This is a genomic window from Pseudomonas bananamidigenes, from assembly GCF_001679645.1.
Lineage (GTDB): Bacteria > Pseudomonadota > Gammaproteobacteria > Pseudomonadales > Pseudomonadaceae > Aquipseudomonas > Aquipseudomonas bananamidigenes.
The window spans coordinates 1-16,149 of record NZ_LRUN01000044.1 but is presented as its reverse complement, the minus strand read 5'-3'; the positions used below and the strand labels follow the sequence as shown (position 1 = coordinate 16,149).

13 protein-coding genes and 1 pseudogene are annotated in these 16,149 nt (G+C 61.2%); 4 read left to right on the top strand and 10 right to left on the bottom strand.

The genetic code is table 11. The features are described 5' to 3' along the window. Positions 1-26: 26 nt before the first annotated feature. From BBF94_RS16330 to BBF94_RS16310, 5 genes are all read right to left on the bottom strand, one after another. The gene (locus BBF94_RS16330; RefSeq protein WP_065260019.1) at positions 27-383 is read right to left on the bottom strand and encodes a copper-binding protein; all 357 of its coding nucleotides are present in this window, start codon (positions 381-383) and stop codon (positions 27-29) included. Next, entirely contained in the window at positions 380-3,538 is a 3,159-nt protein-coding gene (locus tag BBF94_RS16325) for an efflux RND transporter permease subunit (protein WP_065260018.1), read from the bottom strand. Before BBF94_RS16325 ends, BBF94_RS16330 begins: the two co-directional genes overlap by 4 nt. Then, positions 3,535-4,782: an efflux RND transporter periplasmic adaptor subunit gene (locus BBF94_RS16320; protein WP_065260017.1), complete on the bottom strand. Its 1,248-nt coding sequence runs from the start codon at positions 4,780-4,782 to the stop codon at positions 3,535-3,537. The genes BBF94_RS16325 and BBF94_RS16320 overlap by 4 nt, the downstream gene beginning before the upstream one ends. After that, entirely contained in the window at positions 4,779-6,029 is a 1,251-nt protein-coding gene (locus BBF94_RS16315) for a TolC family protein (RefSeq protein ID WP_065260016.1), read from the bottom strand. The genes BBF94_RS16320 and BBF94_RS16315 overlap by 4 nt, the downstream gene beginning before the upstream one ends. A 99-nt stretch (positions 6,030-6,128) precedes the next feature. Beyond that, a complete protein-coding gene (locus tag BBF94_RS16310) occupies positions 6,129-6,470 on the bottom strand; it encodes a hypothetical protein (RefSeq protein WP_065260015.1) in 342 nt (113 codons plus the stop codon). Positions 6,471-6,627: 157 nt separating this feature from the next. Between BBF94_RS16310 and BBF94_RS16305 the strand changes: the two genes are divergently transcribed. Together BBF94_RS16305 and BBF94_RS16300 are read left to right on the top strand one after the other, a co-directional pair. Continuing rightward, on the top strand, positions 6,628-9,012 hold the full coding sequence (locus tag BBF94_RS16305) for a DUF3772 domain-containing protein (protein WP_065260014.1): 2,385 nt from the start codon (positions 6,628-6,630) through the stop codon (positions 9,010-9,012). Between the two features lie 137 nt (positions 9,013-9,149). After that, complete coding sequence (locus tag BBF94_RS16300; protein ID WP_065260013.1) at positions 9,150-10,796, top strand: alkaline phosphatase D family protein; 1,647 nt, start codon at positions 9,150-9,152, stop codon at positions 10,794-10,796. A 34-nt stretch (positions 10,797-10,830) separates the two neighbouring features. Here BBF94_RS16300 and BBF94_RS16295 read toward each other — a convergent pair whose 3' ends face one another. From BBF94_RS16295 to BBF94_RS16280, 4 genes are all read right to left on the bottom strand, one after another. Next, the gene (locus BBF94_RS16295) at positions 10,831-11,001 is read right to left on the bottom strand and encodes a DUF2986 domain-containing protein (RefSeq protein WP_065260012.1); all 171 of its coding nucleotides are present in this window, start codon (positions 10,999-11,001) and stop codon (positions 10,831-10,833) included. Between the two features lie 50 nt (positions 11,002-11,051). Next, a complete protein-coding gene (locus BBF94_RS16290; RefSeq protein WP_065260011.1) occupies positions 11,052-11,747 on the bottom strand; it encodes a tRNA (adenine(22)-N(1))-methyltransferase in 696 nt (231 codons plus the stop codon). A 64-nt stretch (positions 11,748-11,811) separates the two neighbouring features. Then, entirely contained in the window at positions 11,812-12,408 is a 597-nt protein-coding gene (locus tag BBF94_RS16285; RefSeq protein WP_065260010.1) for a LysE family translocator, read from the bottom strand. Between the two features lie 51 nt (positions 12,409-12,459). Then, on the bottom strand, positions 12,460-13,296 hold the full coding sequence (locus BBF94_RS16280) for an AraC family transcriptional regulator (protein ID WP_065260009.1): 837 nt from the start codon (positions 13,294-13,296) through the stop codon (positions 12,460-12,462). Between the two features lie 160 nt (positions 13,297-13,456). On the opposite strand from BBF94_RS16280, the gene BBF94_RS16275 reads away from it, so the two are divergent. After that, positions 13,457-13,651 carry a PLDc N-terminal domain-containing protein gene (locus BBF94_RS16275; RefSeq protein ID WP_065260008.1) on the top strand — a complete coding sequence of 65 codons (195 nt, stop codon included), beginning with the start codon at positions 13,457-13,459 and terminating at the stop codon, positions 13,649-13,651. A gap of 219 nt (positions 13,652-13,870) precedes the next feature. Next, on the top strand, positions 13,871-14,929 hold the full coding sequence (locus tag BBF94_RS16270) for an alpha/beta fold hydrolase (RefSeq protein ID WP_065260007.1): 1,059 nt from the start codon (positions 13,871-13,873) through the stop codon (positions 14,927-14,929). 33 nt (positions 14,930-14,962) lie between these two features. Here the strand turns inward: BBF94_RS16270 and BBF94_RS27225 are convergent. Beyond that, positions 14,963-15,976, bottom strand: a pseudogene (locus BBF94_RS27225) (GlxA family transcriptional regulator); the annotation flags it as partial. Positions 15,977-16,149 lie beyond the last annotated feature (173 nt).

Sequence of the window (16,149 nt, the reverse complement as noted above, 5' to 3'; positions counted from 1 at the left end):
CGAATGTTCGCGCCGTTATTACGACCTTACTTGCTGATCGAAACCAGCATCGCCTTGCTGCCCTCCATCCGGAACGAAAACTTCACCCGGTCGCCCACCGCCAACCCGGCCAGTTGCTCCTGAGTCGCGGCGAAGCCCATGGTCATCGGCGGCCACTGCAACGCAGGAACGGCGCCGTGTGCAATGGTCACGGTCACGGTGTACTTCGCGGCATCGATCGCCTTGATCGTGCCCTCGGCATTCGCGGCAGGTGCCTGTTGCGTCGCGGCCTGCATCTGCATGCCTTGCATGTCGTCCATTTTCATGCCGGGCATGTCTTCTGCCTGCACCGTAAAAGCGAACGCAACCAGCGTGCCTGCAAAGGTGATCGGGATCAGTTTCATGAGCTTTTTCCTTCAGGTGGGAGGGTTTCAGCGGACAAACGACGACGGCGCATCAACCGATACGCCGCCGGAATGACGAACAGGGACAACAGGGGCGCTGTGACCATGCCGCCGACCATGGGCGCGGCGATGCGGCTCATGACTTCGCTGCCGGTGCCGCTAGCCAGCAGGATCGGCAACAGGCCCGCGATGATCACGGCCACGGTCATGGCCTTCGGGCGTACGCGCTGCACGGCGCCTTCGCCAATCGCCGCGACCAGACCGCGCTCGGTATGATCGCCGCAGTTTTTGCGTTCGGCCCAAGCGTTTTTCAGGTACAACAGCATGATCACGCCGAACTCGGCCGAGACCCCGGCCAACGCAATGAATCCCACCCCAGTGGCGACCGACAGGTTGTAGCCCAACAGATAGAGAAACCAGGCGCCGCCACTCAAGGCGAACGGCAACGTGGCCATGATCAGCAGTGCTTCGTCGAAACGGGCGAAGGTCAGGTAGAGCAGCACGAATATGATCAGCAACGTGGCCGGCACCACCAGTTTCAGGCGAGCGTTGGCCCGTTCGAGAAACTCGAATTGCCCCGAGTAACTCAGGCTCATGCCGGGCTGCAATTTCACCTGCTCGTTGACCGCTCGACGCAAGTCACCCACCACCGAAGCGATGTCCCGTCCTCGCACGTCGATGTACACCCAGCCGGACGGTCGGGCGTTTTCGCTCTTGAGCATTGGCGGGCCGTCCGTGACCCGGATTTTCGCCAGCATACCGAGGGTGACCTGACTGCCCGAGGGCGTGTAAATCGGCAGCTGTTGCAGAGCATCCGGCGAGTCGCGCCACTCTCGTGGATAACGGATGTTGATCGGGAATCGCGCCAGCCCCTCGATGGTTTCCCCGACGGTTTCTCCACCGATGGCGCCAGCGACGATGGATTGCACATCGCTGATATTGAGCCCGTAGCGACCGGCGGCGGTGCGGTCGATATCGACGTCGATGTAGCGGCCACCTGTGAGGCGCTCGGCCAGCGCCGAACTGACGCCGGGCACGTCTTTGGCCACGCGTTCGACGGCCTGGGTCACCGCATCGATCTGCGCCAGGTCGTTGCCGGCGACTTTTACCCCGATGGGACTTTTGATCCCGGTAGCGAGCATGTCGATGCGGTTGCGGATCGGCGGGATCCAGATGTTGGTCAGCCCCGGTACTTTCACCACGCGGTCCAGTTCTTCCACGAGTTTTTCCGGGGTCATGCCCGGACGCCATTGTTCGTGGGGCTTGAACTGGATGGTGGTTTCGAACATCTCCAGCGGCGCCGGATCGGTAGCGGTTTCGGCGCGACCGGCCTTGCCGAACACATGCTCGACCTCGGGCACGGTCTTGATCAGGCGGTCGGTCTGTTGCAGCAATTGCGCAGCTTTTTGCGCTGACAATCCCGGCAAGGCCGAAGGCATGTACAGCAAATCGCCTTCGTCCAGTGGCGGCAGAAACTCACCCCCCAGGCGCGACACCGGCCACGCCGCGCTGATAAACACCAGCAGCGCCACCAGCAGGGTGAGTTTCGGCCGCTGCAACACCGCATCCAGCGCCGGCTGGTAGATCCGGATCAGCCAACGATTGAGCGGATTGTGGCGCTCATCCGGAATCCGGCCGCGAATCCAGTACCCCATCAGCACCGGCACCAGTGTCACCGACAGTCCCGCTGCAGCTGCCATGGCATAGGTCTTGGTGAACGCCAGCGGGCCGAACAATCGTCCCTCCTGAGCCTGCAAGGTAAACACCGGGATGAACGACAGCGTGATGATCAACAGGCAGAAGAACAGCGCCGGCCCCACCTCTGCCGCCGCGTCGGTCATCACCTGCCAATGGCGTTCGCCCTTGAGCGCCTGCCCCGGATTGGCGGCGTGCCACGCTTCGATTTTCTTGTGGGCGTTCTCGATCATCACCACGGCGGCATCGACCATGGCACCAATGTCGATGGCAATCCCGCCCAGTGACATGATGTTGGCGTTCAGCCCCTGATGACGCATGACGATGAACGCAATCAGGACACCCACCGGCAACGAGATGATCGCCACCAGTGACGAGCGCAGATGCCAGAGGAAGATCCCGCAGACCAGCGCCACTACGATGAACTCTTCGAGCAGTTTGTGGCTGAGGTTGTCCACGGCGCGATCGATGAGTTTGCTGCGGTCGTAGGTGGTGACGATCTCCACGCCGGGCGGCAGGCTGCTTTTCATGTCATCGAGCTTGGCCTTGACCGCCGCGATGGTCTCCCGGGCGTTTTTGCCGCTGCGCAAAACCACCACGCCACCGACGGTTTCGCCCTGGCCGTCCAGCTCGGTGATGCCCCGACGCATGTCCGGCCCGGTCTGGATCGTTGCGACATCGCCCAGGGTCACCGGCACTCCGCCCGCACCGAGTTTGAGCGGGATTGCCCGGAAATCATCGAGGGTTTTCAGGTAGCCGGACGCACGCACGATGAACTCGGTCTCAGCCATTTCCAGCACCGCACCGCCGGTTTCCTGATTGGCCTTGCCGATGGCTTCACGCACTTGCGCCAGGGTGATGCCGAGGCTGGCCAGTTTTACCGGATCGGGCTGCACCTGATACTGCTTGACCATGCCGCCAAGGGTGGCGACTTCGGCGACGTTGGGCAGGGTCTTGAGCTCGAACCTGAGGAACCAGTCCTGCAAGGCGCGCAGTTGCGCCAGATCATGCTGCCCCGTGCGGTCCACCAGCGCGTACTGGTAAATCCAGCCGACCCCGGTGGCATCCGGGCCCAGCGCCGGTTTGGCACTGGCCGGCAGACGACTCTGGATCTGGCTCAGGTACTCCAGCACCCGCGAACGCGCCCAATACTGATCGGTGCCGTCCTCGAACAGCACGTACACGAAACTGTCACCGAAAAACGAATAACCACGGACGGTTTTCGCCCCCGGCACCGACAGCATGGTGGTGGTCAGCGGATAGGTCACCTGGTTCTCGACGATCTGCGGTGCCTGCCCGGGGTACGGCGTGCGGATGATCACCTGCACATCGGACAAGTCCGGCAATGCATCGATCGGCGTGCTCTGCACCGACCACACCCCCCAACCGGTGACAAACAACGTCGCCAACAGCACCAGAAAGCGGTTGGCCACGGACCAGCGAATCAGCGCGGCGATCATGGCTGGCTCTCCGAGTTTTCGCCTTCCCTCTCAAGCGGCGCGGCGACGATACCTTTCAGGCTGGCTTCGGAGTCGAGCAGGAACTGGCCGGAGGTCACGACCTTCTGCCCTTCTTCCAGGCCTTGAAGGATCAGCGTCTTGCCGTCGCTTTCCTGCCCGGGCCGTACCTCCAGCGGGCGATAGTGCCCCGCGTCCTCGGCCAGCATGACCAGGGCCCGCTTGCCGGTGCGGATCACCGCCTCGCTCGGCACCCACAGGCTGTCCTGGCCGGTCGAGCTGTTCAGCCTTACCTGAGCGGTCATCCCCGGCCGCAAGCGACCCTCGGTGTTGGCCAGTTCAACCCGCACGCGCAGGGTACGGCTGTCGGGGTTGGTGTCCGGCAGAATGGCGCTGACCTTGCCGTTGAACACGGCGCCGGGAAACGCCGACAGCCGCGCCTCGATGGCTTGCCCTTCACTGATGGCGCCTGTCTGCGCTTCCGGCACCGCCACGGCAAGCCATACGCTTTCCAGGCCATTGATCCGCGCCAGCGTCTCGCCGCTCGCCACGGTCATGCCGGTGCGCACGTTGAGTTCCTGCACCACGCCACCCACCGGGCTGGTGACGGTCAGGTTCGGCTGAACCTTACCGCTACGCTCCATTTGTGCGATCAGGCTCGACGGCATACCGGTCAGTTGCAAACGCTGGCGCGCCGCCGAAATCAACTCCCGCTCACCGCTGCGCTTGAGGGCCAGAAACTCGGCCTGCGCTGCCGCCCAGTCCGGTACGAGAATGTCCGCCAATGGCGCCCCCGCCGCCAGCACATCCCCCGGCGCCCGGGTGTAGACCCGTTCGACAAAACCGCTGGTGCGGGTCTGGATCACCGCCACATCACGCTCGTTGAAGGCCAGCACACCGCTCACATCGAGGCTGGAGGAAAACCGCCCGCGCACAACCGTTGCCGTGCGCAGCCCGAGATTCTGGCTCAGGCCCGGATCGATACTCACCGTCGCATTGCCCGCGCCTTCGCTGGCGTATCGAGGTACCAGTTGCATGTCCATGAAGGGCGACTTTCCGGGTTTGTCGAATTTCTGCTGCGGGTACATCGGGTCATACCAGTACAGGGCCTTGGGTTCGGTGCCCTGCTCCGCTGCCGCTCCGGTTGCGCCAGGCATGCGCTGAAAAGCCACGCCATAGCCCGCTGCTACCCCCACAGCAAGGGCGAGGCCGGCCAACCAGAGGCTGTTGTGTTTTGGTAGGTTCACAGGCTGGTCTCCCCATAAGCGAAATGCAGACGCGCAGCGCTCAGTGCGCGCTGTTCTTCCACGTCGATCTGTTTGAGTCGTGCGTCGATGAGTTCACGACGGGCGCTGACGACAGCGTTCAGATCGCCCTTGCCGGCGCGATAACTGGCGAGGCTCAACTCGACCTTCTCTTTGGCCAGCGGCACCAGGCTTTGCTGGTTGCGCAGCACCGCGCGGTCGAGGCGTGCGTACTCGGCCAGCTCGTTTTCCAGTTGTTCGCCATGCTCCCGGGACAGGGCTTCGCGCTGTGCTTCGATCTGGCTGAGTTCAGCCTGGCGGGCGGCGATCTTCGGGTTCTGTCGCGATTCGGGAAACAGCGGCAGGTCCCAGGCAAACTGCACGCTGACCATGTCGCCGAATTCGCGACCACGGTGCTGGTAATCCACTTCCCAGCTCCAGTCGGACTTTTTCTCGGACACGGCTTCCTGCACCTTCGCCTGTGCTTCGCGGGCCATGGGCGCAAACGCGGCCAGTTCGGGATGGTGTTGCAGTTGATGATTGAAGTTCGCAGGGTCGACCGGCCACTGCGGCAGGCTGCCTTCGGGCTTGTCGTTGGCGGCAGCGCCGATCCAGCGTTTGAGGGCCGCTTGGGCCTGTGTGCGTTCCAGCGTCAGGTTGTCTTCTTGCTCGGCCAGTCGGGCGGCTTCCTGCTTCGGCGTCACCGCGTCGGCAGGTTGCGCGCGGCCACCAGCGATCTGCGCCCGCACGGTATCGCTCAGCAAGCGGTTTTCCTTGTAGAAGTCCTGAAGCAGCGCCTGTTTGCGCTCCACCGAATAGCGGCCGATCCACGCCAGTGCCGTGGCCTGCCGGACCTTGAGGCGTTCAACACGACGTTCCGCCGCCGCCCGCTCGACGGCTGCCTCGGCGACTTCGATGCGCGCCTTGCGCTTGTCGTTGTTGGGCATGTCCTGACGCCAGCCGACCATTTGCATGGTCATGAAGTCCTTGTCGAGGCTGTATCGATCCGGCCCTCCCACGGGGTAGTTCTGCACACCCAGCACCAGTTTCGGATCAGGCAACTCCCCCGCCGGGATGGCAGCGCTGCTGGCGGCCTGGAGTTTTGCATCTTGAGCGTTCAGCGACGGCGCGTTGGCTTCCGCCAGCCGCAGCGCTTCATCGAGTGTCAGCGCGGCGGCGAAACCCGGCCACGCGAGCACACTTGCCGCAAGGCCGGCCACGAGTGGCCAACCTGTGCACTTGAATTTCATGGTTACGATTCCTGTGATCGTGCGCTGCACGCGGCGTAAAACACGCGCACAGCCAATCCACTCCGCCAGGGCGGAATGAGTTTTCAAGGGAGACAGGAATCAGACGCGGGGCGGTCGCCAGACCCCGGACGGGGTCGCTACGGGCAGGGAATCACTGAAGAAAGAATGCGTCACGGGGCTGAACACGGTGACGGGCGGTTTGAAGATCGCGACTTGCAGCACACCGCCGGTCTTGCACTCCTGGCCAGGCTTGCAAGGCGCGCCGTGATCGTTGGGGCTTTTCATGTCCTTGCAGCAATCCATGCCCATGCCATCCATCATCGCCATGCCCATGGCCTGCATCGGGCAGGGTTCCGTCGGCGCCTGCACGCCCGCCATCCCGCTGAGGGGAAGCGCCAGGCTGATCAGGAAGACAAGACAAAACCGCAGACAGCGTTTCATGGCCGTGAGTCTAGTGACGAAAAAAGGGATTCACAATCAAGTGCCGGCGATATCAGCGGATGAACATTAAGCCAGGATTAGCCACGGAAAATCATGCAGCACTCGAACGATCACCTAACCTGAGTGTTTGTGTGCTCAACCGGAATCCGTCAGCCCCATGCGCCCTGCCTTGAAGTCATTGATGTTGGTTGTCCTGATCCTGCTCGGCCCGGGCCTGACCATGGTGTCGGCGGCCGACCTGCCGGGTGTCGCCGACACAGGCGCCCCGCTTCCCGGCGTCACGCAAAGTGATCTGCAAGCGTTGCAGCTACGCCTCGACGGCCTCAAGCAACAGATCTCGTCCGCCAACAATTACAACCAGCTCGAAGGTCCGCAGGATCGGGTGCAGACATTCATTCTCGACATCGATCGGCTGTCGGCTTCGCTATTGCCGCAGCAGGCGCAACTGACCGTGCAACTGGGCGTGCTGGGCGCGGCGCCGACGGAAACAGTCGCCGCCGAACAAGCCGATATCGCCGCGCAACGGGCGACGCTGATCGAACAGAAAAACAAGGTCGACACCGCGCTGAAGAATCTGGCCACGCTCAAACAAAGCGCCACGGAGCTGATCACCCAGATCGCCGGCATACGCCGCACGCTGCTGGAAAGCGAACTCACCCTGCGCACCGACAGCGTGCTGAGCCCGGATTTCTGGTCGCCCGTGGTCGATCCCGCCCCTGAGGATCGCCAACGCTTGCAGGAGTTCGTCCAGCAGGTCAAGGAAACCGGCACCGAGGCCTGGCAACCGGGACAACGGTTCTACACCGCCGTGCTGGTAGTGTTGTCTTTCGTCATCTGGACGCTGGGCCGGCGTCTGGCCGACCGCTGGCTGGCGTGGGTATGCATTCATCGCATGCCCGAAGGCCGGCTGCGGCGCAGCTCGCTGGCATTCGCCTCGGCGCTGGCGACACTGGCAACCACTGCGATCGCCCTGGAACTGCTGTATTACGCCTGCACCCGCCATGTGCCGCTGCCGCCGATGCTGGCGACCTTTTCCGACGAATTCCAGAAAGTGGTGTACGCCTGCGTGATGATCACCGGCCTGAGCCGGGCGTTGCTTTCAACCGAACATCCGTCGTGGCGGCTGCCGGTGATTGCCGAACCCGTTGCTCTGACGCTCAAGCCCTTCGCACGGATCCTCGCCGCGACACTGCTGGTGCTGGTGACCGCAGTGCAAGTCGGCAATTCGTCCGGCATGAGCAGCCAGATCGTGATCACCGGTCGTGGCGTGATCGCGCTGGTGGTATTGGCCATTGTCACCGTGCTGCTGATGCGCGTCGGCAAGGTGCGCAAGGCGCTGGCGGCCGCCGGGGATGCGCAGGTGACGGGCAACACCCTGGCCGGCGTGATTTACAGCCTCACCACATTGGCGATGGTCATTTCCCTGGGCGCATTGCTCACCGGTTATGTCTCGCTGGCGCGGTTCATCACCTATGAACTGGTGTGGGCGTTTATCGTGCTGTCCGGCTTCTACCTGTTGATGCAGTTGCTCAAGGACAGCTGCGAGTATTTTTTCTCCCCCCGCCACTCCAGCGGCAAGGCCTTGAAGCAACTGCTGGGCGTGGGTGACCGGCGCCTCGAACAGGCCTCGACCCTGTTGGCCGGCGTGGGCCGCGCCGCGCTGTTGCTGCTGGCGGGGATCACCTTGTTCGTCGGCGGCATCGGCACCACGCTGGGCCAATTGGCCGCCAGCATCGGTACGATTCTCGGCGGCGCCGGCCTGCGCAAACTGCACATAGTTCCCGGCCACCTGCTCAACGCGGCGCTGGCGCTGTTGATCGGCATCTACCTGATTCGCGCCCTGCGCCGCTGGCTCGACAACGAGTTCCTGCCCAAGACCGACATGGACCCGGGCATGTGTGCATCGCTCAGTACGCTGTTTTCCAACATCGGCTACGCAGTGGTGATTCTGTTGACGCTATCGTCACTGGGCGTGCAGTGGACCAACCTGGCGTGGATCGTCAGCGCACTGTCGGTGGGGATCGGTTTCGGTCTGCAGGAGATCGTGAAGAATTTCGTCTCCGGGCTGATCCTGCTCACCGAGCGCCCGGTCAAGGTCGGCGATCTGATCAGCATCAGCGGCGTCGAGGGCGACATCCGGCGGATCAACGTGCGCGCCACCGAGATCCAGCTCAGTGACCGCTCGATCGTGATCGTGCCCAACTCGCAACTGATCTCGCAGAACCTGCGCAACGTCACCCTCGGCGGCAGTGCCCAGGGGGTGGCGACGCTGGAGCTTATGTTCCCGCTGGACATCGATCCCGAACAAGTCAAAAGCCTGTTGCTCGATACCTACAAAGAACACGAAACCATCCTCGGCAAACCGGCGCCCTTCGTGCGCTTCAGCAAGCTTTCGCCCGATGGCATCACCCTGACCGTGACCGGCTACGTCGACAGCCCGCGAATTGTCGGCAAGACCAAGAGTGATTTGTTGTTCGAGATACTCAAGCGGCTGGGGGCGGCGGGGATTGAGTTGGCCAAGCCACCGCAGCCGGGCAGTTGAGGACCTTCAGCCCAATGGCCCGATACCATCTATAGTCACATCGTTCACCTCATGGGGATTTGTCAGAAGTTTGCTGTTGGCCGTGTTCGATCAGAACTCCAGTTCCCCTGGCAACCCAAGTGAAAATGGAGAAAGTCATGGCCTTGGTCGATCCGCGGAACAACGAATACGACGTGAATAAACTGGGCACTGCCAGCATCGTCGGTCACGTGAGCACTGACAGCGCCCGAATCTGGGTTCGTGTCTATAAGGCAGGCGAATGGGCGCTGGTCTGGTCCGAAAAGGCGTTGGTCGGGGACCTGTTCACGCTTGATGACAAACCCATTGAACTGTTTCTCAAAGGTCAGGGGTGCGACCCGAAAAACATACTGTCGTACAAGTTCAGTGAAGACTCGGACCTGACCAACACCTTCGACATTACCAATCTGAAACCGAACACCACTTACTACTATTACTTGATGAGTCAGAAACCGACGTCAAAGAGTATGTGGCGCAGGACAGAAATCGGATATCAGAAGGTCTACTCCTTTACCACCATGGCGCAATCCATGCCCGATTTCAGCTTCGGGTTCTATAGCTGCCATGACCCGTTCAACGCCAATAACAGCAATGGTGCGTGGCCCTTGTTTCTCAACAGAGCCAATAACGCGAAAGTCAGATTCGTGATTGGCGGTGGCGATCAGGTCTATGTGGACTGCCAGAAAAACAAATACTTTCCGGACATCTGGGAATGGCTGCAGAACAACAAGGACGATCTGATCGCGGCGTTCACAAAAGACGGAAAACTGCTCACCGCGGGTCTTGATGCTTACCTCCTTAGCCTCTACCGCTGGTACTACCGCGTGTACTGGAATTTCCCTCAAATGCAGGAGATCTTTTCGAAAACGCCTCAATACATGATTTGGGATGACCATGAAATCATGGATGGCTGGGGGTCGCGAACCAACGAGGAGCGCCTGGAAATTCTTTCAAGGTACTTCAAGAAAGACGACCCTGAAATCGACCAGCAACTTATCGACTCGATGTGGAATGCGGCAAGAACAGCCTATTTCGAATATGGCCATAGCCATAACCCTCCCACCAACATTGTCAGGTCGTTATTGAAAACACCCGAAAAATGCGTCTGGGACTATAACTTCATAAAGGGCACGACCCCATTCTATGTGCTCGACCTGCGCGGGCATCATGATGTGGAAAGAGCCCGGAACAGGCTGCTTGGAGACGATCAGGTTGCCCGCTTTCTAGGCTGGCTGGATACGTCGCCTGTCAAAAGGTCAAAAATCGTGTTTGTGGTCAGTTCCGTTCCAGTTGTTCACTGGCGATCCATCGTGCTGACGGCGGGTACTTTGATCAACAGTCTCAAGGACGATTTCATGGATGAATGGGATCATGAGTCCAATCACGTAGAAAGAAACCTGCTGCTGGAAAAAGTATTCGCGGCCTTCGATGCCCAGGGCCGAACGTTGGTGTTCTTGAGCGGCGATGTTCATTGTGCTGCCGCCTTCAGGTTGCAACACAAAATCTATCGCCAGGCCAACGTTTACCAGATTACCTCGAGTGCCATTTCGCGAATGCCCGCCGGGCAGGCTGTCTCTGCCGGAATAGCCAAATCCGGTACGCTGAGTGGTAATGAAAATGTCCAGTTCGAGCACCTGTTCAGTCACTCGGAAGACAAGAACTTCGCCATTTTCCATGTGAAAAACAGTGATTCGATCAGCGTCGATCTTTGCTGGCCGGGTGGTACCGAGGGCGAAGCCGTCATCAAGACCCTCGAATTGAAATAACCGCCTGCATCCGGTTCCGTAAGCGCCGCAGCGGTCACGGAACCGGGCAGTCCTCAACATTTGCTTCGGGTGCGGCTTCCAGTTCCATCTTCAAACGATCGGCCTTGCTGATGTACCTGGGCTTGTTGCTTTTCGGCGCCAGTTTGGCGTTGGCCTTTCTGGTTTTTTCCTTGAAGAGCTGTTGCAGTTTCTTCTGACGGTTCATGGTTCTGCCCTGCGTGAAAATGGGTGAATGATATCAGCCTCGGGCCGGTCTCAAGCCAGCACGTCGGTAATCCACCGCACCTGACGGACCAGGTCTTGCACCTTGTGCTCGCAAACCCCGTGCCGCGCGCGCCCGAAGTGATGCAGGGTCTGTTGTTTGTGGCGCAGGCGATGCTGCCATTTGCCGATGAATGCCGGGCAGCGCGTCTGCAAATGCAGCGGGCCGAAGTAAAGCTCCTCGGCGGTGTACCTCACCGGCCCGCCACGCTCGGCGACGATGATTTCGTAATCGAAACGGTTTTCCCGCAGGACTTCTTCGCAAAGGATCCGGTAGCCGTTGTCCATCAACCATTGGCGCAGCGGTTGCTCGCCGCCGTTGGGTTGCAGGATCAGACGCTCGCGGCCGCTGAGGCGCGCCTTGCCGGCGTCGAGAATGTCACGGATGGTTTCGCCGCCCATGCCACAGAGGCTGATTGCGGTGATTGCATCTTCTGGTTCGATGGCCATCAAGCCATCAGCCAGGCGCACAGTAATCTGTTCGCCCAGATCGTTCTCGCGCACGGTGCGTTCAGCCGAGCGAAACGGCGTCAAGGCCATCTCCCCCGCCACTGCCGCTTCAATGGCACCGCGACGCATCAACGCCACCGGCAGATAGCCGTGATCCGAGCCGATATCCGCCAGCCGCGCCCCCACGGGTACGTGTGCCGCCACCCGTTCCAGGCGCCTGGACAATGTCTGTTCGTTCAACCGCAACCTCTTTTACTTTCAACCCCCGGCACCTGTGGCCGGATCGGGGCGCGATTCTGGGGGGCTACACCAACACCGTCAACCAGGCCGACAACAACAGCAAAAACGCCAACCCGGCATTCATGCGCCTGAATGCCCGTGGCGAGCCAAAGAGTCGCGCACTGCCCACACCTAGCATCGCCCACACCGTCATGCACGGCAGGCAGACCAGCAGAAACACGAAGGCCAGCAACAGCATCCGCGTTTGTTCGTCGCCGCTCCCGCCAAACACGCTGACCACTGCCACCGCCATCATCCAAACCTTGGGGTTGATCAGTTGCAGGCCGGCGGCGCCATAAACGCCGATCCCTTCTTCACCCGTCGTTGCCGGGTCAAGGGATGGCGGCGTACTGCGGAAGATCTGCCACGCCAGCCAGCTCAGCCACAGCACCCCGGCCCAGGCCATTGCCTGCTGCACCCGGGGATAGCGCAGCAGCGTTTCACCCACGCCGAGCCCGACCACCAGCACCACCAGTGCCGCCGACACACAGGCACCGAAGATGATCGGCAGCGTGGCCAGCATTCCGCGCCTTGAGCTGTGGCTCATCACCAGAATATTGGTCGGCCCCGGGGTGATCGAGGCGACGAAGGAAAACAGCAGAAAAGGCAACAACGATTCCATGGCATGGACTCCGGATCAGGACAGGAGTCCATGGTCGCGGTTGCATGAGGTTCAGTCTGGAAGGTTTGAGCAGCGCTTGCGGTAATCCGCCGGGGTCAGGTGATAGGCGCGGCGAAACCAGCGGCCGAGATGGCTTTGATCGGCGAATCCCAGCGCACTGGCGACGTTGGCGGGCGTTTCGCCTCGCGCCAGCATTTGCCGGGCCCGGGCCAGTCGCAACTGGATCAGGTAACCATGGGGCGCCAGCCCGAAGGCTGACTTGAAGGCGCGGGTCAGACGAAAGCGGTCCACTCCGCAGACCCGGGCCAGATCATCCAGACCGACGTCCTCGAAGGCATGGGCATGCAGATATTCCCGCGCAACTTGCGCCACCCGTGGCAGGCGTGGATCGAAGGCCTGACGCTTGCGCCAGTCGAGATGAGCGGTCAGTGATCCGAGCAAAGTGTCGATCGCACTCTGCCGGACGATACGCAAGTCGCCGTGATGCAGTGCGTGAAAGGCCTGATTGATGGACGTGGCCAGACGCGGGTCCTGGCTCAGGGTGTCGGCGAAACCGAGCTGACAGTTATCCGGCGCCTGCTCGAACAGCGCCAGCAACTCGCGTTCCAGCCAGTTCGGATCGAAGTAGAGCATCAAGTAAGTGAAACCCTCTTCGGTCGGTGCATGCCCGTCGTGGATCTCCCCCGGCTCCAGCATGATCGCCTTGCCCGGCGTACTGAAGTGCCGCACGCGCCGGCAATCGAACTGCTGCACCCCTTGCTCGGTGACGCCCACCAGAAAGCTGTCATGCCAGTGCGGATCGTAGGCATGACCCTGGAAATGGGCACGGATCGTCTCGATGCCGGTGTCGGCATCCTGGGACAGATCGATCCAGTTGCGTTTGTCCACGCAAAGGCTCCGAAAAATGGGGGATGGCGACTAACTTACCGCGCTTCAGGTCAATGCGTTTAGAAGATTTGTGCAGGTTATCCGACGCATGCGGGACGCAAATTTAATGAACCCCCGGTTTCACCAGCCGCCTAACCGAATGACCATCAGGAGGTAGCTCATGCAAATCGAAACCACGTGGATCGTGTTGGCCATCATTCTTTTGCTCGTGGAACTGTGGGCAATCAACCGGGTGCGCAAGAGTGAGGGAAAATCGAGCAACAAGGGCGTCTGGATCGTACTGATCGTGTTCGTGCCGTTGCTGGGCCTGATCGCCTGGGCGCTGGCCGGGCCGAAGCACGTCACCCAGACCTGACCCCACCAGGCATGCAAAAAACCGGGCCCCGATCATTCGGGGCTTTTTCATGGATCACGGGTTTGTATCGCACTGTGTACGCAATGCCTGCAGATACACACGCCACTGACTCGGGAGCAAAACCGAAACAGCACGGATACACCGACAGGCTTTACTGGACTCCAGTTCAGAAGGGTTCCCCAGAACCCCATCCCCGTCGATTGCAAAAGGAGCCGCCCCATGAAACCTGCACTGCACACCACCGCTGCCGGCAAAACCCGTCGCCTGCTGGGCCTGTCGATTCTCGCCACCGCCCTGATGCAGTTCGGCGCATTCGCCAACGCACAATCGGCTGCGCCGGAGCCGGTCAAGACCGAAGCTGCCAGTGTGAAGGCCGACCTGCCCTTCGGCGCGCTGAAACATGTGAAGGCCGGCGTGCTGGACGTGGCCTACGCCGAAACCGGCCCGGCCGATGGCCCGGTGGTGATTCTGCTGCACGGCTGGCCCTACGATATTCACAGCTACGACGAAGTCGCACCGATTCTGGCGGCCAAGGGTTATCGGGTATTGATGCCGTACGCCCGGGGTTATGGCGACACGCATTTCCTTTCCGACACGACTGTGCGCAATGGCCAGCCTGCCGCGTTGGCCAGCGACGTGATCGATTTCATGGATGCACTGAAAATCAAACAGGCCGTGCTCGGCGGCTATGACTGGGGCGCGCGCTCGGCGGACATCGTCTCGGCGTTGTGGCCTGAGCGGGTGAAGGCGCTGGTGTCGGTCAGCGGTTATCTGATCGGCAATCAGGCCGCCGGCAAGAACCCGCTGCCGCCCAAGGCCGAGCTGCAATGGTGGTATCAGTTCTACTTCGCCACCGAACGTGGTGCCGCCGGTTACGCCAAAAACACCCACGATTTCGCCAGGCTGATCTGGCAGACCGCCTCACCGAAATGGGCCCTCGACGACGCCACATTCGACCGCAGCGCAAAAGCCCTGGAGAACCCCGATCACGTCGCCATCACCGTGTTCAACTACCGCTGGCGTCTGGGGCTGGTGCAGGGGGAAAGCCAGTACGAAGCGCTGGAGCAGAAACTCGCCACCGCGCCGTCGATCAGCGTGCCGACCATCGCCCTGGAAGGCGATGCCAACGGCGCCCCGCACCCTGCGCCCGAAGACTACGCCAAGCGCTTCACCGGCAAATATGAGTTCCGCCTGATCAGCGGCGGCATCGGTCACAACCTGCCACAGGAAAGTCCGCAGACGTTTGCCAAGGCGATCATTGACGCTGACCACCTCTGAAATCGCACCTGAAAACGGCTCGTCATTTGACGAGCGTTTTTCCTTGGACGGTCGATAACCGAAATAGGCGCTGTAGCACTTGCTGAAATGGCTTGGCGAAACAAATCCGCAGGCCACCAGCACATCCACCTGGGACAGTTCGGTGTGTTGCAGCAACCGCCGCGCCTCGGTGATACGCAGCTCCATGTAATAACGCTGCGGGGTGGTGCCCAGTTGTTCCTTGAACAGCCGTTCCAGTTGTCGCCGGGAGCGCCCCGCATACACCGCCAGCTGCTCCAGCTCCAGCGGCTCTTCGAGATTGGCGTCCATCAGCTTCACCACTTCACGCAGCGGCGCACTGACACTGATGTTTTCGGTCGGTTTGATCCGCCGGTAACGCGATTCCTCGAACGCCAGAATGTCTTCGATGCCTTCGACCAACGCCTTGTCGTGCAGACTCTTGATCCAGTCCAGCGCCATGTGGAACGCCCCGGACGGGCTCGATGCCGTCAAGCGGTCACGGTCAATCACATAGGGCTCGCTGCTGACTTGGGTGGCCTTGGAGATTTCCGCCAGCGCCGGGCGATGTTCCGGGTGAATCGCACAGCGATACCCTTCCAGCACCCCTGCCCGCCCCAGAAACCAGGCGCCATTCCACAACCCGGCCAACAGCACGCCCGCCTCGGCGGTCATTCTCAAAAGACTGATGAACTCGTCGCTGGCCTTCAATTCCGTGCGGTAGCCGCCGCAGACCACCAGCAGGTCCAGTTCCTGCAACACACTGGTTTCCAGACGCGAGTCGGGGCGGATCACCAGCCCCAGATCGCTGATCACCTCGCCGTCGCTGAGGCCGAAAGTGCGGGTGGAAAACAGCCCGGGGCGCAGCAGGTTGGCAGTGACAAGGGTGTCCAGCGCCTGGGTGAAGGCCGGCAGGGAAAAGTGCTCCAGCAGCACAAACCCGGTGCGGGTCATGCGCCCCGCCCCGGAGGAAGGTTCGTTCAGGTAGCGCAGGTTCTTGCCCTTCATGCCACCGCTGAATTGACGTCGTTCGATCAAGATGCGGTCCATCTGTTACTTGTTATGCCGCCATGCTAACTGGCGCCGCAGCAAATTACTCGCAAACGGTACAAGCACGCTCTCAAGGGATCGTTCCCACGCTCCGCGTGGGAATGCCTCCATGGACACTCAGCGTCCGGCGTTGGAAGGGACGCGGAGCGTCCCGGGCTGCATTCCCACGCAGA

Bases quoted from the DNA above. Each gene is read 5' to 3' on its own strand.
- BBF94_RS16330 (WP_065260019.1), bottom strand. From the start codon at position 383: ATGAAACTGATCCCGATCACCTTTGCAGGCACGCTGGTTGCGTTCGCT.
- BBF94_RS16325 (WP_065260018.1), bottom strand. From the start codon at position 3,538: ATGATCGCCGCGCTGATTCGCTGGTCCGTGGCCAACCGCTTTCTGGTG.
- BBF94_RS16315 (WP_065260016.1), bottom strand. From the start codon at position 6,029: ATGAAATTCAAGTGCACAGGTTGGCCACTCGTGGCCGGCCTTGCGGCA.
- BBF94_RS16310 (WP_065260015.1), bottom strand. From the start codon at position 6,470: ATGAAACGCTGTCTGCGGTTTTGTCTTGTCTTCCTGATCAGCCTGGCG.
- BBF94_RS16305 (WP_065260014.1), top strand. From the start codon at position 6,628: ATGCGCCCTGCCTTGAAGTCATTGATGTTGGTTGTCCTGATCCTGCTC.
- BBF94_RS16300 (WP_065260013.1), top strand. From the start codon at position 9,150: ATGGCCTTGGTCGATCCGCGGAACAACGAATACGACGTGAATAAACTG.
- BBF94_RS16295 (WP_065260012.1), bottom strand. From the start codon at position 11,001: ATGAACCGTCAGAAGAAACTGCAACAGCTCTTCAAGGAAAAAACCAGA.
- BBF94_RS16285 (WP_065260010.1), bottom strand. From the start codon at position 12,408: ATGGAATCGTTGTTGCCTTTTCTGCTGTTTTCCTTCGTCGCCTCGATC.
- BBF94_RS16275 (WP_065260008.1), top strand. From the start codon at position 13,457: ATGCAAATCGAAACCACGTGGATCGTGTTGGCCATCATTCTTTTGCTC.
- BBF94_RS16270 (WP_065260007.1), top strand. From the start codon at position 13,871: ATGAAACCTGCACTGCACACCACCGCTGCCGGCAAAACCCGTCGCCTG.